Source organism: Pseudomonas sp. NEEL19 (genome assembly GCF_028751975.1).
GTDB classification, from domain to species: Bacteria; Pseudomonadota; Gammaproteobacteria; order Pseudomonadales; family Pseudomonadaceae; genus Aquipseudomonas; species Aquipseudomonas juntendi.
Genome location: NZ_CP081491.1, coordinates 4,654,712 through 4,676,859 on the forward strand (window position 1 = coordinate 4,654,712; position 22,148 = coordinate 4,676,859).

General features: G+C 63.3%; 22 protein-coding genes. 9 read left to right on the forward strand and 13 right to left on the reverse strand.

What is annotated here, in order from left to right:
- Positions 1-64 precede the first annotated feature (64 nt).
- Genes K4A76_RS20700 through lnt form a run of 4 tightly spaced genes read left to right on the forward strand, consistent with a single transcriptional unit; the run spans position 65 to position 3,920 of the window.
- A complete protein-coding gene (locus K4A76_RS20700) occupies positions 65-1,063 on the forward strand; it encodes a PhoH family protein (protein ID WP_009685398.1) in 999 nt (332 codons plus the stop codon).
- Entirely contained in the window at positions 1,056-1,529 is a 474-nt protein-coding gene (gene ybeY / locus K4A76_RS20705) for an rRNA maturation RNase YbeY (RefSeq protein ID WP_274411059.1), read from the forward strand. Before K4A76_RS20700 ends, ybeY begins: the two co-directional genes overlap by 8 nt.
- 25 nt (positions 1,530-1,554) lie before the next feature.
- The gene (locus K4A76_RS20710) at positions 1,555-2,394 is read left to right on the forward strand and encodes an HlyC/CorC family transporter (protein WP_009685396.1); all 840 of its coding nucleotides are present in this window, start codon (positions 1,555-1,557) and stop codon (positions 2,392-2,394) included.
- An 8-nt stretch (positions 2,395-2,402) separates the two neighbouring features.
- On the forward strand, positions 2,403-3,920 hold the full coding sequence (gene lnt, locus K4A76_RS20715; RefSeq protein ID WP_144189380.1) for an apolipoprotein N-acyltransferase: 1,518 nt from the start codon (positions 2,403-2,405) through the stop codon (positions 3,918-3,920).
- A 152-nt stretch (positions 3,921-4,072) separates the two neighbouring features.
- On the opposite strand, the gene K4A76_RS20720 is transcribed toward lnt, so the two are convergent.
- Both K4A76_RS20720 and K4A76_RS20725 read right to left on the reverse strand, forming a co-directional pair.
- Positions 4,073-4,834 (reverse strand): YdcF family protein, encoded by a 762-nt coding sequence (locus K4A76_RS20720; RefSeq protein WP_274411060.1) that lies wholly within the window; start codon positions 4,832-4,834, stop codon positions 4,073-4,075.
- Between the two features lie 135 nt (positions 4,835-4,969).
- Positions 4,970-5,284 carry a hypothetical protein gene (locus K4A76_RS20725; protein ID WP_009685393.1) on the reverse strand — a complete coding sequence of 105 codons (315 nt, stop codon included), beginning with the start codon at positions 5,282-5,284 and terminating at the stop codon, positions 4,970-4,972.
- Positions 5,285-5,511: 227 nt separating this feature from the next.
- Here K4A76_RS20725 and leuS point away from each other — a divergent pair, with 227 nt between their 5' ends.
- The 5 genes from leuS (at position 5,512) to K4A76_RS20750 (ending at position 11,570) form a co-directional block, all read left to right on the forward strand.
- Positions 5,512-8,118, forward strand: coding sequence for a leucine--tRNA ligase (gene leuS / locus K4A76_RS20730; RefSeq protein WP_274411061.1), 2,607 nt, complete (start codon positions 5,512-5,514; stop codon positions 8,116-8,118).
- 61 nt (positions 8,119-8,179) lie between these two features.
- Positions 8,180-8,785 carry an LPS-assembly lipoprotein LptE gene (locus tag K4A76_RS20735; protein WP_110679081.1) on the forward strand — a complete coding sequence of 202 codons (606 nt, stop codon included), beginning with the start codon at positions 8,180-8,182 and terminating at the stop codon, positions 8,783-8,785.
- A 39-nt stretch (positions 8,786-8,824) separates the two neighbouring features.
- Positions 8,825-9,862: a DNA polymerase III subunit delta gene (gene holA / locus K4A76_RS20740; RefSeq protein WP_009685390.1), complete on the forward strand. Its 1,038-nt coding sequence runs from the start codon at positions 8,825-8,827 to the stop codon at positions 9,860-9,862.
- Positions 9,863-10,028: 166 nt separating this feature from the next.
- A complete protein-coding gene (arfA, locus tag K4A76_RS20745; protein ID WP_009685838.1) occupies positions 10,029-10,193 on the forward strand; it encodes an alternative ribosome rescue factor ArfA in 165 nt (54 codons plus the stop codon).
- Positions 10,194-10,253: 60 nt separating this feature from the next.
- Entirely contained in the window at positions 10,254-11,570 is a 1,317-nt protein-coding gene (locus K4A76_RS20750; protein WP_054911693.1) for a lytic murein transglycosylase, read from the forward strand.
- A gap of 91 nt (positions 11,571-11,661) precedes the next feature.
- Here K4A76_RS20750 and K4A76_RS20755 read toward each other — a convergent pair whose 3' ends face one another.
- The 11 genes from K4A76_RS20755 to rsfS all read right to left on the reverse strand — a co-directional run bounded on the left by K4A76_RS20755 (position 11,662) and on the right by rsfS (position 22,128).
- Positions 11,662-12,600: a S66 peptidase family protein gene (locus tag K4A76_RS20755; protein WP_274411062.1), complete on the reverse strand. Its 939-nt coding sequence runs from the start codon at positions 12,598-12,600 to the stop codon at positions 11,662-11,664.
- 109 nt (positions 12,601-12,709) lie between these two features.
- Positions 12,710-13,726 carry a lipoyl synthase gene (lipA, locus tag K4A76_RS20760; protein WP_009685834.1) on the reverse strand — a complete coding sequence of 339 codons (1,017 nt, stop codon included), beginning with the start codon at positions 13,724-13,726 and terminating at the stop codon, positions 12,710-12,712.
- Positions 13,727-13,728: 2 nt separating this feature from the next.
- Entirely contained in the window at positions 13,729-14,376 is a 648-nt protein-coding gene (lipB, locus tag K4A76_RS20765; protein WP_009685833.1) for a lipoyl(octanoyl) transferase LipB, read from the reverse strand.
- A complete protein-coding gene (locus tag K4A76_RS20770; protein WP_009685832.1) occupies positions 14,376-14,651 on the reverse strand; it encodes a DUF493 domain-containing protein in 276 nt (91 codons plus the stop codon). Before K4A76_RS20770 ends, lipB begins: the two co-directional genes overlap by 1 nt.
- A gap of 70 nt (positions 14,652-14,721) precedes the next feature.
- Positions 14,722-15,882, reverse strand: coding sequence for a D-alanyl-D-alanine carboxypeptidase family protein (locus K4A76_RS20775; protein WP_009685831.1), 1,161 nt, complete (start codon positions 15,880-15,882; stop codon positions 14,722-14,724).
- Positions 15,883-16,153: 271 nt separating this feature from the next.
- Complete coding sequence (locus K4A76_RS20780; protein ID WP_054906037.1) at positions 16,154-17,155, reverse strand: septal ring lytic transglycosylase RlpA family protein; 1,002 nt, start codon at positions 17,153-17,155, stop codon at positions 16,154-16,156.
- The gene (mltB, locus tag K4A76_RS20785) at positions 17,155-18,165 is read right to left on the reverse strand and encodes a lytic murein transglycosylase B (protein ID WP_009685829.1); all 1,011 of its coding nucleotides are present in this window, start codon (positions 18,163-18,165) and stop codon (positions 17,155-17,157) included. The genes K4A76_RS20780 and mltB overlap by 1 nt, the downstream gene beginning before the upstream one ends.
- Before the next feature lie 17 nt (positions 18,166-18,182).
- Positions 18,183-19,286 (reverse strand): rod shape-determining protein RodA, encoded by a 1,104-nt coding sequence (gene rodA / locus K4A76_RS20790; RefSeq protein ID WP_009685828.1) that lies wholly within the window; start codon positions 19,284-19,286, stop codon positions 18,183-18,185.
- Between the two features lie 38 nt (positions 19,287-19,324).
- Positions 19,325-21,214 carry a penicillin-binding protein 2 gene (gene mrdA, locus K4A76_RS20795; protein ID WP_009685827.1) on the reverse strand — a complete coding sequence of 630 codons (1,890 nt, stop codon included), beginning with the start codon at positions 21,212-21,214 and terminating at the stop codon, positions 19,325-19,327.
- 16 nt (positions 21,215-21,230) lie between these two features.
- Complete coding sequence (gene rlmH, locus K4A76_RS20800; protein WP_009685826.1) at positions 21,231-21,698, reverse strand: 23S rRNA (pseudouridine(1915)-N(3))-methyltransferase RlmH; 468 nt, start codon at positions 21,696-21,698, stop codon at positions 21,231-21,233.
- 10 nt (positions 21,699-21,708) lie between these two features.
- A complete protein-coding gene (gene rsfS, locus K4A76_RS20805; RefSeq protein ID WP_009685825.1) occupies positions 21,709-22,128 on the reverse strand; it encodes a ribosome silencing factor in 420 nt (139 codons plus the stop codon).
- Positions 22,129-22,148: the final 20 nt, after the last annotated feature.

The following is a 22,148-nucleotide window of genomic DNA, read 5'->3' on the forward strand; positions in this document are numbered from 1 at the left end:
CCACTGCCATTCAAGGGTTATTCTTGAGTTCAACTCCATTGCCGTCGAGCGGCTAAAAACGACCTTGAACGCACCCATAGAACCCCATCGTTTCATCCTCGAACCTTTCGAGGCCAACCGTTTCGCCAACTTGTGCGGCCAGTTCGACGAGCACTTGCGCCTGATCGAACAGCGCCTGGCCATCGAAATCCGCAACCGTGGCAATCAGTTCGAACTGATCGGCGAACCCAAGACAACCTCTGCGGCCGAACAGCTGCTGCGCCGTCTCTACCGTGAGACCAAGGCCACTGACCTGTCGCCGGAAACCGTGCACCTGTACCTGCAGGAGTCGGCCGTCGAGCACATCGACAACCCGGCCGTCAACGAAGTCAGCGTGTCGCTGCGCACCCGCAAGGGCAATATCCGGCCGCGCGGTCTGAACCAGCAGCGCTACGTCAAGGAAATCCTCGCCAACGACATCAACTTCGGCATCGGCCCGGCCGGTACCGGCAAGACGTACCTGGCAGTGGCCTGCGCCGTGGATGCACTGGAGCGCGAGCAGGTGCGCCGTATCCTGCTGGTACGCCCGGCGGTCGAGGCAGGCGAAAAGCTTGGCTTCCTGCCTGGCGACCTGGCGCAGAAGATCGACCCGTACCTGCGCCCGCTGTATGACGCCTTGTACGAAATGCTCGGCTTCGAGCACGTGGCCAAGCTGATCGAGCGCCAGGTCATCGAGATCGCCCCGCTGGCATACATGCGCGGCCGCACCCTGAACAACAGCTTCATCATCCTCGACGAAAGCCAGAACACCACGCTCGAGCAGATGAAAATGTTCCTGACCCGCATCGGCTTCGGCTCTACCGCGGTGATCACCGGCGACATCACCCAGGTCGACCTGCCCCGTGGCACCAAGTCGGGGCTGGCACACGTCATCGAAGTATTGCGGGACGTGCCGGGTATCAGTTTCACCCACTTCCAGCCCAAAGACGTGGTTCGTCATCCACTGGTGCAGCGTATCGTCGAGGCCTATGACCGCTTCGATGCCCGCCAGGCCAAGCCTGAGGCACCCGGCAAAGATGCTTGAACTCGACATTCAACGGGCCACCGATGCCGCTGCCCCGGGCGACGAGGACTTCCGCCGTTGGTGTGAGCTGGCCTTGCGCCAGCGCAGCGCCGACTCGGAAATGACCATTCGCCTGGTCGACGAAGCCGAAGGCCGTGAGCTGAACCACACCTACCGGCACAAGGACTACGCGACCAACGTGCTGTCGTTCCCTGCCGATGTACCCGATGACCTGCTCGATATCCCGCTACTGGGCGACCTGGTCATCTGCGTGGCGGTGGTCGAGCGCGAAGCAAGCGAGCAAGGCAAGTCGCTAGACGCGCATTGGGCCCACCTGGTCATCCACGGCTGCCTGCACCTGCTTGGCTACGACCACATCGACGATGTGGAAGCCGAGGAGATGGAAGGCCTGGAACGAGAATTGCTGGCAGAACTGGGTCACCCCGACCCCTATGCCGATGATGAAACCGACACCCTCACACACTGATACACGAAGGATCACGAGAACCGCCATGAGCGAAGATCGATCGAGCAACGGGCAGAAGTCCTGGCTGGGTAAACTGACCCAGGCTTTTGCCCATGAGCCGAAAAACCGCCAGGAGCTGCTGGAGCTGCTGCGCGAAGCCCATCAGAACAAACTGCTGGACAGCGAGGCGCTGACCATTGTCGAAGGCGCCATCCAGGTCGCCGACCTGCAGGTGCGCGACATCATGGTCCCGCGCTCGCAGATGATCAGCATCAAGGCCAGCCAGTCGCCGCGCGAATTCCTGCCGGCGGTGATCGACGCCGCGCACTCGCGCTACCCGGTGATCGGCGAAAGCCATGACGATGTGCTCGGGATCCTGCTCGCCAAGGACCTGCTGCCGCTCATCCTCAAAGAGAACGGCGACAGCTTCAATATCAAGGACCTGCTGCGCCCGGCCACCTTCGTGCCCGAGTCCAAGCGCCTGAACGTGCTGTTGCGCGAGTTCCGTGCCAACCACAACCACATGGCCGTGGTCATCGACGAATATGGCGGCGTGGCCGGCCTGGTCACCATCGAGGATGTGCTGGAGCAGATCGTTGGCGATATCGAGGACGAGCACGATGTCGAGGAAGACAGCTACATCAAGCCGCTGCCCAGCGGTGACTTCCTGGTCAAGGCGCTGACCCCGATCGAAAATTTCAACGAGTTCTTCGACAGCGAGTTCTCCGATGACGAGTTCGACACCGTCGGCGGCCTGGTGATGAGTGCCTTTGGCCACCTGCCCAAGCGTAACGAAACCACCGAGATCGGCGCCTACAAGTTCCGTATTCTCAACGCCGACAGCCGGCGGATACATTTGCTGCGCCTGACCCCGATCAACCGTTAAGGACAAACATGCGTTGGATCACCCGCCCCGGCTGGCCCGGTAACCTGCTGGCCCTGGCGGCCGGCGCATCCACCCTCCTGGCCCTGGCACCGTTCGATATCTGGCCGCTGGCCTTGCTATCGATCGCCCTGCTCTACCTGGGCCTGCGCGAGCTCAGCCCGCGCCAGGCCATGTGGCGTGGCTGGTGGTTCGGGTTTGGCCTGTACGGCGCGGGCACCTGGTGGATCTACGTCAGCATGACCACCTACGGCGGCGCCTCGCCGTTGCTGGCGATCGTGCTGTTGTTGGCATTTTTCGCCGCTCTGGCGTGGTTCTTCGCCCTGCCCACCTGGTTGTGGGCGCGCTGGTTGCGGCGCAACGAAGCGCCGCTGGCCGACGCCTTGTGTTTCGCCGCCCTGTGGCTGCTGCAGGAAGCTTTCCGCGGCTGGTTCCTGACCGGTTTTCCCTGGCTCTACGCCGGTTACAGCCAGCTCGACGGGCCGTTGGCAGGCCTTGCCCCGCTGGGTGGCGTATGGCTGGTTTCCTTCGCCCTGGCCCTTTCTGCCGCCCTGCTGTGCAACCTGCACCGCCTGCGCGCGCGCCCTTCGTTCCTGGCCATTGCCGCGGTGCTGTTGCTGGCGCCCTGGGCCCTGGGCCTGGCACTCAAAGGTCATGCCTGGACAAAGCCGGCTGGCGACCCGCTGAAAGTGGCGGCCATACAGGGCAACGTCGAACAGGACCTGAAATGGGACCCGGCGCACATCGATGCACAACTGGCGCTGTACCGTGACCTGAGCTTCAGTTCCAAGCCAGTGGACCTGCTGGTGTGGCCCGAAACCGCGGTGCCGGTGCTCAAGGACCAGGCCCAGGGCTACATCGATGTGATGGGCCGCTTTGCCGCCGAACGGCATTCGGCGCTGATCACCGGCGTACCGGTACGCGAAGAGGTGCATCACCAGCGCCGCTACTACAACGGTATCACGGTGGCCGGCGAAGGCGATGGCACCTACCTCAAGCAGAAACTGGTGCCGTTTGGCGAGTATGTGCCGCTGCAGGACATGCTGCGTGGCGCCATCGAGTTCTTCAACCTGCCCATGTCGGACTTTGCCCGCGGCCCGGAAGACCAGCCACTGCTGCAGGCCAAGGGTTACCAGATTGCCCCGTACATCTGCTACGAAGTGGTCTACCCGGAATTCGCTGCAGGGCTGGCGGCGCGTAGCGACCTGCTGCTGACCATCAGCAACGACACCTGGTTCGGCACCTCGATCGGCCCGCTGCAGCACCTGCAGATGGCGCAGATGCGTGCGTTGGAAGCCGGCCGCTGGATGATCCGCGCCACCAACAATGGTGTGACCGCGCTGATCGACCCGTTCGGCCGTATCACCACGCAGGTACCACAATTCCAGCAGGCGGTAATGTATGGCGAAGTGGTGCCGATGCAGCAGCTCACGCCCTACCTGCAATGGCGTTCGTGGCCGCTGGCGATTGTCTGTGTGCTGCTGCTGGGCTGGGCATTGCTGGCCGGGCGCATAGCCAAGACCGTCTAACTGGCATTACACGGTCCCTGTAGGAGCGGCCTTGCGTCGCGATGGGCTGCAAAGCAGCCCCGGCAATCTTGAGATAGAGCTGAGATCCGGGGCTGCTGCGCAGCCCATCGCGACACAAGGCCGCTCCTACAAGGAACCGCGCAAACCTGAATTCAATAGAACACCCGGTACCCCACCAACCCCACTACCTCATTGAACAACTGCCCGCTTTGCCACATCGCCCGGCTTTCCGGCAGCAACCCGCCGAACGGCCGCGCATGCTCGCGCCCAAGGAACCCCACCGGCGCCGGCACCACCTCGAACCCTGCCTGTTCGAAGCTCCAGCGCGAACGCTGCATGTGCCAGGCCTGGGTGACCACCACCACACGGCGAATCCCCAGCGGCTGCAGCACCTTGGCCGACAGCTGGGCGTTCTCCCAGGTGGTGCGGCTGGCCTCTTCGCGCCACCTCACCTTGACCGCGAAATCCTCACGCAGGCGATCGGCCATCAACCGCGCCTCACTCGGCGGCTTGCCATAGTGCAGCCCGCCACTGGTCAGCACCGGCAAACCGGAGGCCTTGGCCAGCCGCGCGGCAAACCGCATGCGCTCCAGCGCCGTGGCCGTGGGCTGGTCACTGCCGCCCCAGGCCGGGTCGCCACGTTCACGGCCCGCGCCCAGCACCACGATGGCGTCTGCCCGCCCTGCCAGGCCCGCCCAGTCGCCCACGGCCAGTGGCGGCTCGGTCTCCAGCACGCGGGCCGTTTCCTGCACCACCAGCGGCAAGCTCATCAGCCACAAGCCACCCAGCCCCACGCCAAAACACAGCGCCGCCAGCCGTGGCCGGCGCGCACGCCACCACCATGCGGCAAGCAGCAACAGGAACAAGATGCCCGGCGGCATCAGCCATTGTTTGATAAAAAATCGTATGGGCATCGGCCACACCTCCTTGGCAGGCGTGCAGCCTAAAAGGATCGGCACCGGTCAACAAGGTAGGGCCAGTGCCGATCGCAAGCTGTATGAATGATGAATGACCGTGGCGCGATGGCCTGCGCCGGGCGCCCTGAATGACTAGCGCTGGCGCAGCGTTCTGGAACTGGCCGCAGTGGCAGCGCGCTTCTGGTCCTTGAGCCAGATAATCTTGGCTGATGCCGGCTCCGCTTGTGGGTAACTGCCGACAGCAGCATTACGGCGCCCCGGAAGGGCTTCCAGGTAGGCCTTGATCACTTCGAACTCTGCGTGGCTGAGGCCACGCAACTCCAGCTCGGCTGGCATCTCGTCGCGCAATCGCACAGAGGTCCTGGCGCTTTCGAGTGCCAGGCCAAGCCGGTCGATCAGGCGCTCGTAAAGCTCCGGTCTGATTGCGGGTAGCTGCGTCTCTCCCATCCGTTCACCTCATTGAAGATAAGAATATCTCCCCCCACACCAGAGCTTAGCGTCGTTGCAAAAAGCAGCCGGGTGCAGCGACCAGCGGCCATTCGCAACGAAGGTTTCCCACGATACGCAGCGCTGCTGTATGCTACGGCGTTCACTCTAAATGACACCGGAGTGCCGGACGCAGCGAGGTTCCGCTGCCTGGAACAAGGTCTCTTCCCTCTCAGCAAAAAGTAGCCATGCACGAACAATACACGCCCCGTGATATCGAAGCCGCCGCCCAGAACTTCTGGGACGAGCAACAATCGTTCGCTGTTACCGAACAGCCAGGCAAGGACACCTACTACTGCCTGTCGATGTTCCCGTACCCGAGCGGCAAGCTACACATGGGCCACGTGCGCAACTACACCATCGGTGACGTGATTGCCCGCTACCAGCGCATGCTGGGCAAGAACGTGCTGCAGCCGATGGGCTGGGACGCTTTCGGCATGCCCGCGGAAAACGCGGCGATGAAGAACAACGTCGCCCCGGCCAAGTGGACGTACGAAAACATCGAGTACATGAAGACCCAGCTCAAGAGCCTGGGCCTGGCCATCGACTGGGCACGTGAAGTGACCACCTGCAAGCCTGACTACTACCGTTGGGAGCAGTGGCTGTTCACCCGCCTGTTCGAGAAAGGCATCATCTACCGCAAGAACGGGACCGTGAACTGGGACCCGGCAGACCAGACCGTACTGGCCAACGAGCAGGTCATCGACGGCCGCGGCTGGCGTTCCGGCGCGCTGATCGAAAAGCGCGAAATCCCGATGTACTACTTCCGCATCACCGACTACGCCGACGAGCTGCTGGAAAGCCTCGACGAACTGCCGGGCTGGCCCGAGCAGGTCAAGACCATGCAGCGCAACTGGATCGGCAAGTCACGCGGCATGGAAGTCCAGTTCCCCTACGACCAGGCCAGCATCGGCCACGCCGGCACGCTCAAGGTCTTCACTACCCGCCCCGACACGCTGATGGGTGCCACCTACGTCGCCGTCGCCGCCGAGCACCCGCTGGCCACCCAGGCTGCCCAGAGCAACCCGGCGCTGCAGGCGTTCATCGAAGAATGCAAGGCCGGCAGCGTTGCCGAAGCCGACATGGCCACCCAGGAGAAGAAGGGCATGGCCACTTCCCTGCTGGTGGAGCACCCGCTGACCGGCGAGAAGCTGCCGGTCTGGGTCGCCAACTACGTGCTCATGCACTATGGCGATGGCGCGGTAATGGCGGTGCCGGCTCACGACGAGCGCGACTTCGAGTTCGCCCACAAGTACAACCTGCCGGTCAAGGCCGTAGTACGCACCAGCGCCGGCGATGAAGTCGGCAACGAGTGGCAGGACGCCTATGGCGAGCACGGCCAACTGATCAACTCCGCCGAGTTCGACGGCCTGGATTTTGCCGGCGCCTTCGACGCCATCGAAGCAGCCCTGATCCGCAAGGACCTGGGCAAATCGCGCACCCAGTTCCGCCTGCGCGACTGGGGTATCAGCCGCCAGCGCTACTGGGGTTGCCCGATCCCGATCATCCACTGCCCGTCCTGCGGCGACGTGCCCGTGCCAGAAGACCAGCTGCCGGTGACCCTGCCGGAGAACGTGGTGCCCGATGGTGCCGGCTCGCCACTGGCGCGCATGCCAGAATTCTACGAATGCAGCTGCCCGAAATGCGGCGCTGCGGCCAAGCGCGAAACCGACACCATGGACACCTTCGTCGAGTCGTCCTGGTACTTCGCCCGCTACGCCTCGCCGAACTACGAAGGTGGCATGGTCGACCCGAAAGCGGCCAACCACTGGCTGCCGGTCGACCAGTACATCGGCGGTATCGAACACGCCATCCTGCACTTGCTGTATGCGCGCTTCTTCCACAAGCTGATGCGTGACGAAGGCCTGGTAACCTCTAACGAGCCGTTCAAGAACCTGCTGACCCAGGGTATGGTCGTGGCCGAAACCTACTACCGCGTTGCCAGCAACGGCGGCAAGGACTGGTTCAACCCGGCCGATGTCGAAATCGAACGCGATGCCAAGGCCAAGATCATTGGCGCACGCCTGAAGACCGACGGCCTGCCGGTGGAAATCGGCGGCACCGAGAAGATGTCCAAGTCGAAGAACAACGGCGTCGATCCGCAGTCGATGATCGACCAGTACGGCGCCGATACCTGCCGCCTGTTCATGATGTTCGCCTCGCCACCTGACGCGAGCCTGGAATGGTCCGACTCCGGCGTCGAAGGCGCCAGCCGCTTCCTGCGCCGTGTCTGGCGCCTGGCCCAGGCACACGTCGCCCAAGGCCTGCCGGGCAAGCTGGATGTCGCCGCCCTGGACGACGCACAGAAGGTCATTCGCCGCGCCATTCACGCCGCCATCAAGCAGGCCAGCACCGACGTCGGCCAGTTCCACAAATTCAACACCGCCATCGCCCAGGTGATGACCGTGATGAACGTGCTGGAAAAAGCCCCGCAAGCCACGGCGCAAGACCGTGCCCTGCTGCACGAAGGCCTGGAAGCCGTGACCCTGCTGCTGGCGCCGATCACCCCGCACATCTCCCACGAGCTGTGGAAGCAGTTGGGCCATGATCAGGCCGTGATCGACGCTGGCTGGCCAGCGGTCGACGAAGCCGCGCTGGTGCAGGACACCGTCACCCTGGTGGTGCAGGTCAATGGCAAACTGCGCGGGCAGGTCGAAATGCCGGCCGCCGCCAGCCGCGAAGAAATCGAAGCCGCCGCGCGCAGCAACGAGAACGTCCTGCGCTTCATCGACGGCCTGGCCATTCGCAAGGTCATCGTGGTACCGGGCAAGCTGGTCAACATCGTCGCCAACTGATGGCAACGCCCGCCCGCAGCCACTGCGGGCGGGCGGAACAGGCCCACAAGGGAGCAACAACATGATCAAACGCAATTTGCTGGTAATTGGCCTGGCGGTCATGCTCAGCGCCTGCGGTTTCCAGCTGCGCGGTACTGGCACCAACGAGCTGAGCATCAAGGAAATGGACGTCAGTGCGCGTGACGCGTACGGGCCTACCGTGACCGAACTGCGCCAGGTGCTCAAGAACAGCGGCGTCAATGTGCACACCGGTGCGCCGTACCGCCTGGTATTGACCAACGAACAGCAGCGCGAGCGCTCGGCCAGCTACAACAGCGGTAACCGCACTGCCGAGTATGAGCTGACCACCCAGCTCGACTACAGCATCCAGGGCTTGAACAACCTTGAACTGCTGAGTGACAAGCTGGAAGTGCGCAAGGTGTATGTGCGCGATGCCTCGAACATCACCGGTTCCGAGCAGGAAGCTGCCCGTTCCCGCCTGGAAATGCGCCGTGACCTGGTCAACGCCATGGTCGTGCGCCTGCAGCAACTGACCCCTGCCCAGCTGGACGAGCTGCAGCAAAAAGCCGATCAGCGTGCCCAGGCTGAAGCGGCGGCCCTTGAGGCCGCACGCCGCCAGCAGGCGGAAACGCCGCAGCAGTCGCCCCTGGAAGTACCGGGCAACTAAGCCCGTGCGGGGTACCTTCGGGTGCCCCGCCTACTGCCCATGAAGCTCGCCCCCGCCCAACTCAACAAGCACCTGCAAGGCGCCTTGGCCCCGGTCTACGTGGTCAGCGGTGACGACCCGCTGCTGTGCCAGGAAGCCGCCGACGCCATCCGCCAAGCTGCGCGCCAGCAAGGTTTCGACGAGCGCCAGGTTTTCAGTGCCGACGCCAACTTCGACTGGGGCACCCTGCTCCAGGCCGGCGCCAGCCTGTCCCTGTTCGCCCAGCGGCGCCTGCTGGAACTTCGCCTGCCCTCGGGCAAGCCGGGTGACAAGGGCGCCGCAGCGCTGATGGAATACTGCGCTAACCCCGCCGAAGACACCCTGCTGCTGGTCAGCCTGCCCAAGCTCGACGGCAGCGCGCAGAAAACCAAGTGGGGCAAGGCGTTGATCGAAGGTGCCCACTGCCAGTTCATCCAGATCTGGCCGGTGGATGCGCACCAACTGCCGCAATGGATCAACCAGCGCCTGCAGCAGGCCGGCCTGTCGGCGCAGCGTGACGCTGTCGACCTGATTGCCGCGCGCGTAGAAGGCAATCTGCTGGCTGCCGCGCAGGAAATCGAAAAGCTCAAGCTGTTGGCCGAAGGCAACCAGATCACCGTCGAAACCGTGCAGTCGGCTGTCGCTGACAGCGCCCGGTTCGACGTTTTCGGGCTGGTAGACGCCATTCTCAACGGTGAAGCTGCACATGCCCTGCGCATGCTCGAAGGCTTGCGCGGTGAGGGGGTCGAGCCCCCGGTGGTTCTCTGGGCGCTGGCGCGTGAGCTGCGCCAGCTCGCCGGGCTGGCCCAGCAATTCAGCCAGGGCGTGCCGCTGGACAAGGCGTTCAGCCAGGCGCGCCCACCGGTCTGGGATAAGCGCCGGCCGTTGGTCAGCAAGGCCTTGCAGCGCCTCTCGGCGCAGCGCTGGGCGCAACTGCTGCAGGATGCCCAGCGTATCGATGCGCAAATCAAGGGCCAGGCCGAGGGTTCGCCGTGGACGGGCCTGGCGCGGTTGGCATTGCTGATGGCGGGTCAGCGCCTGGCGCTACCCCCTCTATAACGGTCACAGGCCCTATCGCTGGCAAGCCACACATGGAGTCCACAGGCCTTGAAGGTTGTGCTGAACCTGTGGGTGCTCCTGTGAACCATATACACAATCAATTGGCCCACATCGCCTCAGGGCCCTAAAGTGCGCCCCGAAACCCACCCACCACGGGAACCCCGCCATGAGCAAAAAGCCGAAAAAGCACGGCCCCAACAAGGCCAAGTCGATCATTGCCCAACCGCTGTTCCGCTGCCGCCAGGAACAACCGGAAAAAGGCAAAGGCAGCTACCGCCGCGAAGCCTTCCAATCGAGAGATTGGGAGGCTTCCTACTTTTTGGCGGCATGAAAGCATCGCGGGCGCAGGCATGATATGGTCAGCACCTGACCTGCAATTCTGGATCTGTGCATGCTCTTCCGTCTTTCTCCCCGTTGGGAAACCCGCCAGCTGATCGCGGCCTCCAGCTTCATCCTGCTGGTTGCCTGCGCGGAAAAACCTACCGCCGCCGACGCGCTGCCGCTGGCCCCTGCGCAACCTGCGCCTGTGGTTACCGTGCCCGGTGCAACGCCAGACGCCAGCACTGAAATCCAGCCTTTGCAAACCTTCGCCCAGTGGCAGGCGGGTTTCCGCGAACAAGCCTTGCAAGCGGGTATTTCGCCAAGCATCTTCGACCGCGCCTTCCTCGGGGTTACCCCCGACATGGACGTGATCAAGGCCGACCGCAGCCAGCCTGAGTTCAGCCGCCCGGTGTGGGAATACCTCGAAGGCGCGCTGTCCCCTTTGCGCGTGCGCAATGGCAAGCGGTTGCTGGAGCAGAACGCCGAACTGCTGACCCGCATCGAGCAACGCTATGGCGTTGACCGCCAGGTGCTGGTGGCGGTGTGGGGCATGGAGAGCAATTTCGGCCAGTTCCAGGGCAACAAGTCGGTGATCCGCTCGCTGGCGACCCTGGCCTATGAAGGCCGTCGCCCGCAGTTCGCCCAGGACCAGCTGATCGCCGCCCTGCAGATCATCCAGCATGGCGACATTCAGCCTGAGGCCATGCGTGGCTCGTGGGCTGGCGCCATGGGCCAGACCCAGTTCATCCCGACCACCTACAACACCCATGCCGTGGACTTTGACGGCGACGGCCGCCGCGACATCTGGAACAGCACCCCCGATGCCCTGGCCTCGACCGCGCACTACCTGCAAAGCTCGGGCTGGAAGCGTGGCCAACCGTGGGGCTTCGAGGTGCAGGTACCGCCAGGTTTCGATTTCTGGCAGGCCGATGGCGCGTTGCGCAGGCCGGTGAGCGAGTGGCTGGCAATGGGTGTGAAGCTGCCAACCGGTACTCAATTGCCAGCGGGCAGCAACCAGCTGTCTGCCGCGTTGCTGCTGCCAGCAGGTGCGCGTGGCCCGGCGTTCCTGGTACTGGATAACTTCCGCGCCATCCTCAAGTACAACAACTCATCGTCCTATGCGCTGGCGGTGAGCCTGCTGGCCGACCGCTTCAGCGGCTGGGGCTTCATTGCCGGCAGCTGGCCGAAGGAAGACTTGCCGCTGAGCCGCAGCGAACGCGTGGAGTTGCAGAACCTGCTTAACGGCCGTGGGTATGACGCAGGCAATGCCGATGGCATTATCGGCGCCAACACCCGCAAGGCCATACGCAACGCCCAGCAAGGGCTGGGGTGGCCGGCGGATGGTTACCCGACCCATAAGCTGCTTGAGAGCCTGCGTAGCCAGTGAGATAGCTGGGGGTTGCGGTACGTTGGTGTAACGCGATCCCTGTAGGAGCGGCCTTGTGTCGCGGAAGGGCTGCAAAGCAGCCCCGGCTATCTCAAGCCTTGAACACATCCTGCTCCAACACCAAGCTCTGCGGAACACTGTCCAGCCGTACCCGAGCCCCCAGCGGCAAGCACACATTCGGGTCGCAATGCCCACTGCGCCACCCCGCCAGCACCGGCACGCCCAAGGGCCCGAAAGTTTCCTCCAGCAATGGCGTCAACGCCGCCGTGGTAATCCCGGCAAAATCCCCTACCAGCACGCCTTTCACGCCCGCCAGCTTGCCCGCCAGGCGCAACTGCGTCAGTAGCCGGTCTACCCGGTACAGCGGCTCATTGACGTCTTCGATAAACAGTATGCAGCCCTCGGTATCCAGCTCGGCCACGGTGCCGAGCGTCGCGCCCAGCATCGACAGGTTGCCACCCAGCAAACGCCCGCTGGCAACCCCCGGCATCACCGTGCTCATGGCATAGCCCGCTGGGTGGGCAATCTGCTCCCCTGCGCGCACATGCCCACCCAGTTGGGCCAGCAACGACGACTCGGTCGGCGCCAGCTTGCCGCCGAGCAAGTCGGCATTGAGCATCGCGCCATGGAACGTGATCAGCCCGGCATGCCGATAAAGGGCCGTATGCAGCGCCGTGATATCGCTGTAGCCAATCAGCGGCTTGGGGTTGCGCCGTATCAGCTGGAAATCCAGCTGGTCGAGCAGGCGCATGCTGCCATAGCCGCCACGCATGCACAGAATGGCGTCGATGGCTGGGTCGGCAAAGGCATCATGCAGGTCTTGCAAACGCTGCTGGTCGGGCCCTGCCAGATAACCCTGGGCCTGCAGGGCACCTGGGAAGATGCGGCACCGGTAACCGCGTTCGGCGAACCACTGGCTGACCTTGCCCGGGTCCAGCCGCGCCGCGCCCGCCGGGGCAATGATGGCGAAGCAGGCGTCCTGCGGGGTTGCCTTGGGCAGGTGGAGGTGAACGCTATCGACACAATTCATCATGCAGCTCCAAACAACTTGTCGCCTGTAGCTTAGGGCTTGTCGGCCACAAAAAAAAATGCCGATGCTGCCCTTTCGGCAAGCATCGGCATTTGTGTTTCAGCCAGGCTCAGAGCTTGATCTTGGCTTCGTGCGCCTGCTGGTCGGCATGGTACGAAGAGCGCACCAGCGGGCCGGAAGCCACGTTCTTGAAGCCCATCTTGTAGCCTTCCTCGGCGAACCAGGCAAAGGTGTCGGGGTGCACGAAACGCTGCACCGGCAGGTGGCTGCGCGACGGTTGCAGGTACTGACCGAGGGTAAGCATGTCGATGTCATGCTCACGCATGCGGTGCATCACTTCGATCACTTCTTCGTCGGTTTCACCCAGGCCCAGCATCAGGCCCGACTTGGTGGGTACATGCGGCACCAACTGCTTGAACTTCTGCAACAGGTCCAGCGACCAGTCGTAGTCAGAGCCCGGGCGCGCGGCCTTGTACAGGCGCGGCACGGTTTCGAGGTTGTGGTTGAACACATCCGGCGGCTCTTGCGCAGTGATTTCCAGTGCCACGTCCATACGCCCGCGGTAGTCCGGCACCAGGGTTTCCAGTTGCACGCCTGGCGACAGCGCGCGGATTTCGCGGATGCAGTCGGCAAAGTGCTGGGCACCACCGTCACGCAGGTCGTCGCGGTCTACCGAAGTGATCACCACGTACTTCAGGCGCAGGTCAGCGATGGCGACCGCCAGGTTTTTAGGCTCGTCCAGGTCCAGCGGCTTCGGTCGGCCGTGGCCTACGTCGCAGAACGGGCAACGACGGGTGCAGATGTCACCCATGATCATGAAGGTGGCGGTGCCGCCCGAGAAGCACTCACCCAGGTTCGGGCAGGAAGCTTCCTCGCACACGCTGTGCAGCTTGTGCTTGCGCAGCAGTTGCTTGATGCGGTCGACCTCCGGCGAGACGGGGATACGCACGCGAATCCAGTCGGGCTTTTTCGGCAACTCGTCGGTCGGGATGATTTTCACCGGGATGCGCGCCACCTTCTCGGCGCCACGCAGCTTGACCCCGGCTTCCACCTTCTTCGGCGCTGGGCGCGGGGTGGCATCCTGGGTAGGTATCAGGTTGGGCACGGCTTCTTGCACAGTTGTCATATTCAGTCGATTCCGCCCGTGAGGGTCGTCTGCTCAGCGTAGTCGAGGTGCTTGACCAGCTGTCCGCGCAGCCTTGTCCTGACCTCGTCGAGTTCGATCGGGCCTGCCAGGTCACGTAGCTGGGTCATCGCCAGCCCCGCATAACCGCAGGGGTTGATTCGGCGGAATGGCGCAAGGTCCATGTCCACGTTCAGGGCAAGGCCGTGAAACGAACGGCCGTTGCGAATTCGCAGGCCGAGGGAGGCGATTTTCGCTCCATCGACATAGACGCCCGGCGCATCGGGCTTGGCTGAAGCCTGCACGCCATAGCTGGCCAGCAGGTCGATGAGGGTCTGCTCGATACGGCTGACCAGCTCGCGTACACCAAAACCCAGCCGGCGTACATCCAGCAGCAGGTAGGCCACCAACTGCCCGGGGCCATGGTAGGTCACCTGGCCGCCGCGGTCGGTCTGCACCACCGGGATGTCACCCGGCACCAGCAGGTGCTCGGCCTTGCCGGCCTGGCCCTGGGTAAAGACCGCAGGGTGCTCGACCAGCCAGATTTCATCCTGGCTGGCCGGGCTGCGCTGCTCGGTGAAGCGCCGCATGGCCTCCAGCACCGGTTGGTAGGGCTGTAGGCCAAGCTCGCGAAAACCGAGGCAGGCGGGCATCAGAGCACCATTTTCACGATACCGGTAGCGCGCAGGGCGCTGTTGATATCGTGCAGCTGGTTCTCGCTTTCGGCAACGATGTGCAGTTGCACGGTGGTGTACTTGCCTTCCTTGCTCTGGCGTTCGGCCAGGGTGGAAAGGTCGACTTTGGCGTGCTTGCTGAGAATCTCGATAACCGTGTCCTTGAAGCCGACAACGGTGTCACCGATGACTTTGATCGGGTAATCGGCGCAAGGGAATTCGATCTTGTGCGACTTGACGTCTGGTTCGCTCATGGCGGAAACGGCCTCGTAAGCCGTGGCAACAACACCCCCGCGTGATGCGCGGGGGTGTGCAGGTCACGTATCAGTTGAACAACCCGTAGAAGAATAGACGGATGCTATCCCACATACGGCGGAAGAAACCACCTTCCTCGACGCCATCGAGGGCGATCAGGTCGGCGCTGTGAACCACTTTCTCGTCCAGTTTGACTTCCACTTTGCCGATCACGTCACCTTTGGCGATTGGCGCGGTGAGCTGCGGGTTCATGGTCATCGTGGCGACCAGGCGCTTGAGCTGGCCTTTAGGCATGGTCATGGTCAGGTCGTCGGCCAGGCCGGCCTTGACTTGGCCAGTGGCGCCCTTCCACACCGGCGCCTGGGTCAGCTCGGTGCCCTTCTGGTAGAAGGTCTGGGTTTCGAAGAAGCGGAAGCCGTAGGTCAGCAGCTTCTGGGTTTCGGCAGCACGCGCTTGTTCGCTGTTGGTGCCGAACACCACCGCGATCAGGCGCTGGCCATCGCGTACCGCCGAAGCCACCATGCAGTAGCCTGCTTCTTCGGTGTGGCCGGTTTTCAGGCCGTCGACGGTCTTGTCACGCCACAGCAGCAGGTTGCGGTTAGGCTGCTTGATGTTGTTCCAGAAGAACTCTTTCTGCGAATAGATGGCGTAGTGCGCCGGGTCGACGTTGATGATCGCCCGGGCCAGTACCGCCATGTCATGGGCCGACGAGTAGTGGTCTGGGTTCGGCAGGCCAGTCGGGTTCATGAAGTGGCTGTTGGTCATGCCCAGGTCGGCCGCGGTCTTGTTCATCATGTCGGCGAACGCATCTTCGCTGCCGGCGATGTGCTCGGACAGGGCGACCGAGGCATCGTTGCCGGACTGGATGATGATGCCGTGCAGCAGGTCGCTGACGGTGACCTGGCTGCCAACCTTGATGAACATGCGCGAACCGCCGGTACGCCAGGCGTTTTCACTGACGGTAACCGGGTCGTTCTCGCCGATCTGGCCACGGCGGATGTCCAGGGTGGCGATGTAGGCGGTCATCAGCTTGGTCAGGCTGGCTGGCGGCAGGCGCTCGTCACCGTTGTTTTCGACCAGCACGTTGCCGCTGGACGCGTCCATGAGTACGTAGGACTTGGCTGCCAGTTGCGGTGGTGCCGGTGTCATCTGCTCGGCCGCGAAGGCAGCAGGCGTGATCAGCAGCAGTACAGGCAGGCAAAGTCGTTTGGCAAGGTTGGTGATGTTCATCCGTCTCTCGAAAATCGCTAATGGTCTGATGTTCCCTGGGCAACATCATGCGCCCAGCGCCAGTCAGTCTAGTTTTATGGCCAGAGGCCTGGCCCGCTACAGTGCGGCTTTATGTCGCTGCGGGCAAAAGCCGACATTGTACATGGCCGAGCCCGGCAGTTCATGACAAAACCGACAGCAAGAGTTTCAAGCTGCAAGCCGAAAGACAAAGCGGGTGGGCGCAGGGTCTTCTTGCAGCTTGCAGCTTGCAGCCGGTTGCTTGTAGCTGAGCTCAGTCTGTGACCAGCTTGGCCTGCCCCAAGTTCGCCAGGCGGATGCTGTCCTGGGCTTGCTGGATCTCGCCCTGGCTGCCGATCGGCCCCAGCCGCACGCGGTGCAGGGTCTGCTGGTTACGCACGATCGAGCTGATGAACACCGGCGCGCTGACCATGGTGCTGAGCTTGGAGCGCAGCAATTCGGCGGCATCCGGGTTGGCGAAGGCACCCACCTGCAGGAAGCTGCCGCCATTGCCACCCGGGACGTTGTTGCCCCCTACCTGTACTGGCACCACCGGCGCCGCGTGCTGCTGCGGCGGCGGCGTCCATTGCTCGACCCGCCCAGTCGTGGCCGGAACCGCCTGGGTCTGGGCCACCTGGGGCTCCTTCAGCACCATCGGTGGCGTCTGGCCACGCTGGGCCCACCATTGTTGCGGGTCGATGCCCTCGACACGCACGTGTGCGGTGCCGATTTCGGCATAGCCGAGCTTTTTCGCTGCGGCATAGGAGAGGTCGATGATGCGGTCGGAATAGAACGGCCCACGGTCATTGACCCGCAGAATCACGCTACGGCCGTTGGCCAGGTTGGTCACGCGCACATATGCCGGCAGCGGCAAGGTCTTGTGCGCGGCACTCATGCCGTACAGGTCGTACAGCTCACCATTGGCGGTGTTCTGCCCGTGAAACTTGGTGCCGTACCAGGACGCGGTACCCTCGGCGCGGTAGTTGCGCGAGTCCTGCATGGGGTAGTAGGTCTTGCCCAGCACCGTGTAGGGGTTGGCCTTGTAGTTACCCGTGTGCACGGTCGGCGTGGCGTCGGGGATCTTGTTCACATCCACGTCCCACCACGGCGCGCCATCCTTGTGTGCCCGGTTGATATCCAGGCCCGGCTGGCTGCGTACCACGTTGCCGCTGCTTTTTTGCGGGGCCGGGCGGTTGGAAGAGCAACTGGCCAGCACCAGGCCAACGGCGAGGCAGGTGAGCAGCTTGAAAGAGTGTGCAGAGATGATTGCGCGCATTACTTGACGCCCCGTACTTGAACCAGCTGTTCCGCGAGCTGATGCACCGCCATGGCATACATCACGCTGCGGTTGTAGCGAGTGATCGCGTAGAAGTTCTTCAGCCCCATCCAGTACTCGGGGCCATTGTCGCCTTCGAGCCGGAAGGCCGTAACCGGCAGATCATCGCGCAGCGAATCATGAACCGACCAGCCAAGCGCGCGCAACTCCCCCGCGGTCTTGACCGGCTCGATACCGGTGGTCAGGCCTTCGTCGGCGCGCGCACCTTCTACCCAGGCGCGGCTGACCACGCCTTCGCCGGCTACCCAGCCGTGGCGCTTGAAGTAGTTGGCCACGCTGCCAATGGCATCGTCCGGGTTGTTCCAGATGTTGATGTGGCCGTCACCGTCGAAGTCCACCGCGTAGTTGCGAAAACTGCTCGGCATGAACTGTGGAAGGCCCATGGCACCGGCGTAGGAGCCTTTGAGGGTCAATGGGTCCAGCTGCTCGTCGCGCGCCAGCAGCAGGAACTCGCGCAGCTCCTTGCGGAAGAACTCGGCGCGCGGCGGGTAGTCGAAGCCCAGCGTCGACAGGGCATCGATCACACGGTAGTTGCCGGTGTTGCGGCCGAAGAAGGTTTCGACCCCAATGATCGCGACGATGTATTGCGCGGGTACCCCGTATTCCTGCTCGGCGCGCGCCAGCACCGCCTCATGCTGGCGCCAGAAGTCCACCCCACGGGCAATGCGCGCATCGGTGATGAACATCGGCCGGTAGTCCTTCCACGGTTTTACCCGCTCGGCAGGGCGCGAGATGGCATCCAGAATCGACTGCTTGCGCTGTACCTCACGGAACACACCCATCAGCTGCTCCGGGGCAAAACCGTAGTCACGGCTCATTTCGCCCACCAGCTCGGCCACCTGTGGCGAACCCTCATAGTCGCCGGCATGGGCCAGCTGTACAGCGCCGAACAGGCCCACCGCGCCGACCCACGGCGCACAACGGGCAGCCCAGTTACGCACTGCTTGCATCAAATTGTTCACCTTTTTCAAACCTGTGCGATCCATTTTCGGTGCGTATGGATCGACATGAGAACGCCAAACGCTGACAGCAGCGTTACCAAGGATGTTCCGCCATAGCTGATAAAGGGCAGCGGCACGCCCACTACGGGCAGCAGGCCGCTGACCATGCCGATATTGACGAATACGTAGACAAAGAAGGTCATGGTCAGGCTACCCGCCAGCAGCTTGCCGAACAGGGTCTGGGCCTGGGCGGTAATCATCAGGCCACGGCCGATCAGCAGCAGGTAGACGATCAGCAGCAGGCAGATACCGACCAGGCCGAACTCCTCGCCGAGCACGGCGATGATGAAGTCGGTATGGCTTTCCGGAAGGAAGTCCAGGTGCGACTGGGTGCCGAGCAGCCAGCCTTTGCCGAACACCCCGCCCGAACCGATTGCCGCCTTGGACTGGATGATGTTCCAGCCGGTGCCCAGCGGGTCGCTTTCCGGGTCGAGGAAGGTCAGTACCCGCTGCTTCTGGTAGTCGTGCATGACAAAGAACCACATCGCCACCGCCACCGGCACCGCCGCTGCCAATACGCTGAGGATCCAGCGCCAGCGCAGGCCACCCATGAACAGCACGAAGGCGCCCGATGCCAGGATCAGCAGTGCGGTGCCCAGGTCGGGCTGGCGCACGATCAGAATGAATGGCACGCCGATCAGCACCAGGCTGATGGCCACGTGCTTCAGGTGCGGCGGCAAGGTGCGCTTGGACAGGTACCAGGCAATGGTCGCCGGCATGATGATCTTCATGAATTCCGAGGGCTGGAAGCGGATCACCCCCGGGATGTTGATCCAGCGCGTGGCGCCCATGGCGTTATGGCCCATCACATCCACCACCACCAGCAGCAGCACCCCGGTGAGGTAGGCCAGCGGCACCCAGCGGGCCATGAAGCGCGGCTCCAGCTGGGCGATGACGAACATCGACACCAGACCGATGCCGAACGAGGTCGCCTGCTTGAGCAGCAGGTCCCAGTTCTTGCCGCTGGCCGAATACAGCACGAACAGGCTGCCGGCGGCGAGGGTCAGCAGAATGATCAGCAAGGGGCCGTCGACATGAATGCGCTGCAGGAAGCTGGCGCGCCGACGCATCACATCCTCACTGGAGAGCATGCGATCGAAATTGTTCATCACAGGGCTGATTCCTGGGTAGCGGTAGCAGGCGCGAACTCGGGCTTGAGACGGCCATTTTCGTCGAGCAGCCAGGCGTCCATGATCTGGCGGACCACCGGTGCCGCAACACCCGAACCGGACTCGCCGTTCTCGACCATCACCGACACCACGATCTGCGGGGCTTCGGCCGGAGCGAAGGCAACGAACAGGGCGTGGTCACGGTGACGCTCCTGGAGTTTGTTACGGTCGTACTTTTCACCCTGCTTGATCGCCACCACCTGGGCGGTACCGCTCTTGCCGGCGATGCGGTACTGGGCACCGAGGGCGGCCTTGCGTGCGGTACCGCGGGCGTTGTGCATCACCTGCTCCATGCCATGGGTGACCTTGGCCCAGTCCGACTTGTCCCGCAGCACAATATTCGCCATGGGGTTTTCGTCTACCGGCGGCTGGCCTTCGATGGTCTTGGCCAGGTGCGGGCGGTTCCATACGCCTTTGTTGGCGATCAGCGCAGTGGCCTGGGCCAGCTGCAGTGGCGTCGCCTGCATGTAGCCCTGGCCAATGCCAAGGATCAGGGTTTCACCGGGGAACCAGGCCTGGCGGCGGGTGGCGCGCTTCCATTCCCGCGATGGCATCAGCCCGGCAGATTCCTCGAACATGTCCAGCGATACCCGCTGGCCGATGCCGAACTTGTTCATGTAACTGGACAGCCGGTCGATGCCCATCTTGTGCGCAAGGTCGTAGAAGTAGGTGTCGTTGGAGCGCATGATCGCGGTGTCCAGGTCGACCCAGCCATCACCCGAGCGGTTCCAGTTACGGTATTTGTGGTCGTAGTTGGGCAGTTGGTAGTAGCCAGGGTCGAATACCCGGCTACTGGCGTTGACCACACCGCTGTCCAGGCCGGCAATCGCCACCGCCGGCTTGATGGTGGAGCCCGGCGGGTACAAGCCGCGCAACACGCGGTTGAACAGCGGCCGGTCGATCGAATCACGCAACTCGGCATACGCCTTGAAGCTGATGCCGGTGACGAACAGGTTGGGATCGAAGCTTGGCTGGCTGACCATGGCCAGAACCTCGCCAGTGCGCGGGTCCAGCGCCACCACGGCGCCCCGGCGGCCACCCAGGGCGGCCTCTGCAGCTTCCTGCAGCTTGATGTCCAGGCTCAGCACGATGTCCTTGCCCGGCTTGGGGTCGGTGCGCTTGAGCACCCGCAGCACGCGGCCGCGGGCGTTGGTCTCGACTTCCTCGTAACCGACCTGGCCGTGCAGCGCATCCTCGTAGAAGCGCTCGATGCCGGTCTTGCCGATATGGTGGGTACCGCTGTAGTTCACCGGGTCGAGGGTTTTCAGCTCTTTCTCGTTGATCCGCCCCACGTAACCCACCGAGTGGGCGAAGTGCGCCCCCTGTGGGTAATGCCGCACCAGCTGCGCGACCACCTCGACACCCGGCAGGCGGAACTGGTTTACCGCCACCCGGGCAATCTGTTCTTCGTTGAGCTCGAACAGGATCGGCACCGGCTCGAACGGCCGGCGGCCCTGGCGCATGCGCTTCTCGAACAGGGCGCGGTCGTCTTCGGTCAATTCCAGCACTTCGACGATGGTGTCCAGTACTTCCTGCCAGTTCCCCGCGCGTTCGCGGGTCATCGACAGGCTGAAACTGGGCCGGTTGTCGGCCACGATCACGCCGTTACGGTCGAAGATCAACCCGCGGGTCGGCGGGATCGGCTGCACATGCACCCGGTTGTTCTCCGACAGCGTGGAGTGGTAGTCGTACTGGATGATCTGCAGGTAGTACAGCCGCGCGATCAGCACGCACACCAGCAGCACCACCGCGATTGCGCCGACCACGACGCGGTTACGCACCAGGCGGGCGTCTTTCTCGTGGTCCTTGAGACGGATCGGCTGCGACATCGGACGGCTTACAGGCTCATTTGTGGTAAGGGTGCCCGGACAACACGGTCCAGGCGCGGTAGATCTGCTCGCCGATGAGTATCCTTACCAACGGGTGTGGCAGGGTCAGCGGCGACAGCGACCAGCGTTGCTCGGCGCGCGCGCAAACCTCAGGCGCCAGGCCCTCCGGGCCTCCCACCATCAAATTGACCGTGCGCGCGTCCAGCCGCCAGCGATCCAGCTCGCCCGCCAGTTGCTCGGTACTCCAGGGCTTGCCATGGACCTCCAGGGTGACGATGCGTTCCCCGGGCTGCACCTTGCTCAGCATGGCCTCGCCCTCCTGACGGATCAGGCGGGCGACGTCGGCATTCTTGCCACGGGTGTTCAGCGGAATTTCCACCAGCTCCAGCGACAGCTCGGCGGGCAGGCGCTTGGCATATTCATGCCAGCCTTCCTCGACCCACTTCGGCATGCGCGAGCCGACCGCAATCAGGCGCAAACGCACGGCGCTGCCCTTATTCGCGGTCTTTGAGCTTGTCGGAGTACTCGTGGGCATGGTCCGGGCTGTGGTGCTTGCCATCGGCAGCACGGCTTTGCTCGGCGCCTTGCCACAGGCGCTCCAGGTCGTAGAACTGGCGCGCAGCGGCGGTCATCATGTGCACGATGACGTCGTTCAGGTCCAGCAGCACCCAATCGCTGTCGCCCTTGCCTTCTTCGCCCAGAGGCTGTGCGCCCTTGGCCTTGACGGCTTCACGGACCTTTTCGGCCATGGCGTTGATCTGGCGGTTGGAGGTACCGGTGGCAATGATCATGTAATCGGTCAGGCTGTGCTTTTCGCGCACGTCGATGACCTGGATGTCCTGGGCCTTAACGTCTTCCAGCGCGGCCTTGGTCACTGCGACCAGTTCTTCGCCGTAAATTTTCTGCTTGGTCATATAAAACTCGTTCAACTCGT

Bases quoted from the DNA above. Each gene is read 5' to 3' on its own strand.
- ybeY (WP_274411059.1), top strand. From the start codon at position 1,056: ATGCTTGAACTCGACATTCAACGGGCCACCGATGCCGCTGCCCCGGGC.
- K4A76_RS20710 (WP_009685396.1), top strand. From the start codon at position 1,555: ATGAGCGAAGATCGATCGAGCAACGGGCAGAAGTCCTGGCTGGGTAAA.
- lnt (WP_144189380.1), top strand. From the start codon at position 2,403: ATGCGTTGGATCACCCGCCCCGGCTGGCCCGGTAACCTGCTGGCCCTG.
- K4A76_RS20720 (WP_274411060.1), bottom strand. From the start codon at position 4,834: ATGCCCATACGATTTTTTATCAAACAATGGCTGATGCCGCCGGGCATC.
- K4A76_RS20725 (WP_009685393.1), bottom strand. From the start codon at position 5,284: ATGGGAGAGACGCAGCTACCCGCAATCAGACCGGAGCTTTACGAGCGC.
- leuS (WP_274411061.1), top strand. From the start codon at position 5,512: ATGCACGAACAATACACGCCCCGTGATATCGAAGCCGCCGCCCAGAAC.
- K4A76_RS20735 (WP_110679081.1), top strand. From the start codon at position 8,180: ATGATCAAACGCAATTTGCTGGTAATTGGCCTGGCGGTCATGCTCAGC.
- holA (WP_009685390.1), top strand. From the start codon at position 8,825: ATGAAGCTCGCCCCCGCCCAACTCAACAAGCACCTGCAAGGCGCCTTG.
- arfA (WP_009685838.1), top strand. From the start codon at position 10,029: ATGAGCAAAAAGCCGAAAAAGCACGGCCCCAACAAGGCCAAGTCGATC.
- K4A76_RS20750 (WP_054911693.1), top strand. From the start codon at position 10,254: ATGCTCTTCCGTCTTTCTCCCCGTTGGGAAACCCGCCAGCTGATCGCG.
- K4A76_RS20755 (WP_274411062.1), bottom strand. From the start codon at position 12,600: ATGAATTGTGTCGATAGCGTTCACCTCCACCTGCCCAAGGCAACCCCG.
- lipA (WP_009685834.1), bottom strand. From the start codon at position 13,726: ATGACAACTGTGCAAGAAGCCGTGCCCAACCTGATACCTACCCAGGAT.
- lipB (WP_009685833.1), bottom strand. From the start codon at position 14,376: ATGCCCGCCTGCCTCGGTTTTCGCGAGCTTGGCCTACAGCCCTACCAA.
- K4A76_RS20770 (WP_009685832.1), bottom strand. From the start codon at position 14,651: ATGAGCGAACCAGACGTCAAGTCGCACAAGATCGAATTCCCTTGCGCC.
- K4A76_RS20775 (WP_009685831.1), bottom strand. From the start codon at position 15,882: ATGAACATCACCAACCTTGCCAAACGACTTTGCCTGCCTGTACTGCTG.
- K4A76_RS20780 (WP_054906037.1), bottom strand. From the start codon at position 17,155: ATGCGCGCAATCATCTCTGCACACTCTTTCAAGCTGCTCACCTGCCTC.
- mltB (WP_009685829.1), bottom strand. From the start codon at position 18,165: ATGCAAGCAGTGCGTAACTGGGCTGCCCGTTGTGCGCCGTGGGTCGGC.
- rodA (WP_009685828.1), bottom strand. From the start codon at position 19,286: ATGCGTCGGCGCGCCAGCTTCCTGCAGCGCATTCATGTCGACGGCCCC.
- mrdA (WP_009685827.1), bottom strand. From the start codon at position 21,214: ATGTCGCAGCCGATCCGTCTCAAGGACCACGAGAAAGACGCCCGCCTG.
- rsfS (WP_009685825.1), bottom strand. From the start codon at position 22,128: ATGACCAAGCAGAAAATTTACGGCGAAGAACTGGTCGCAGTGACCAAG.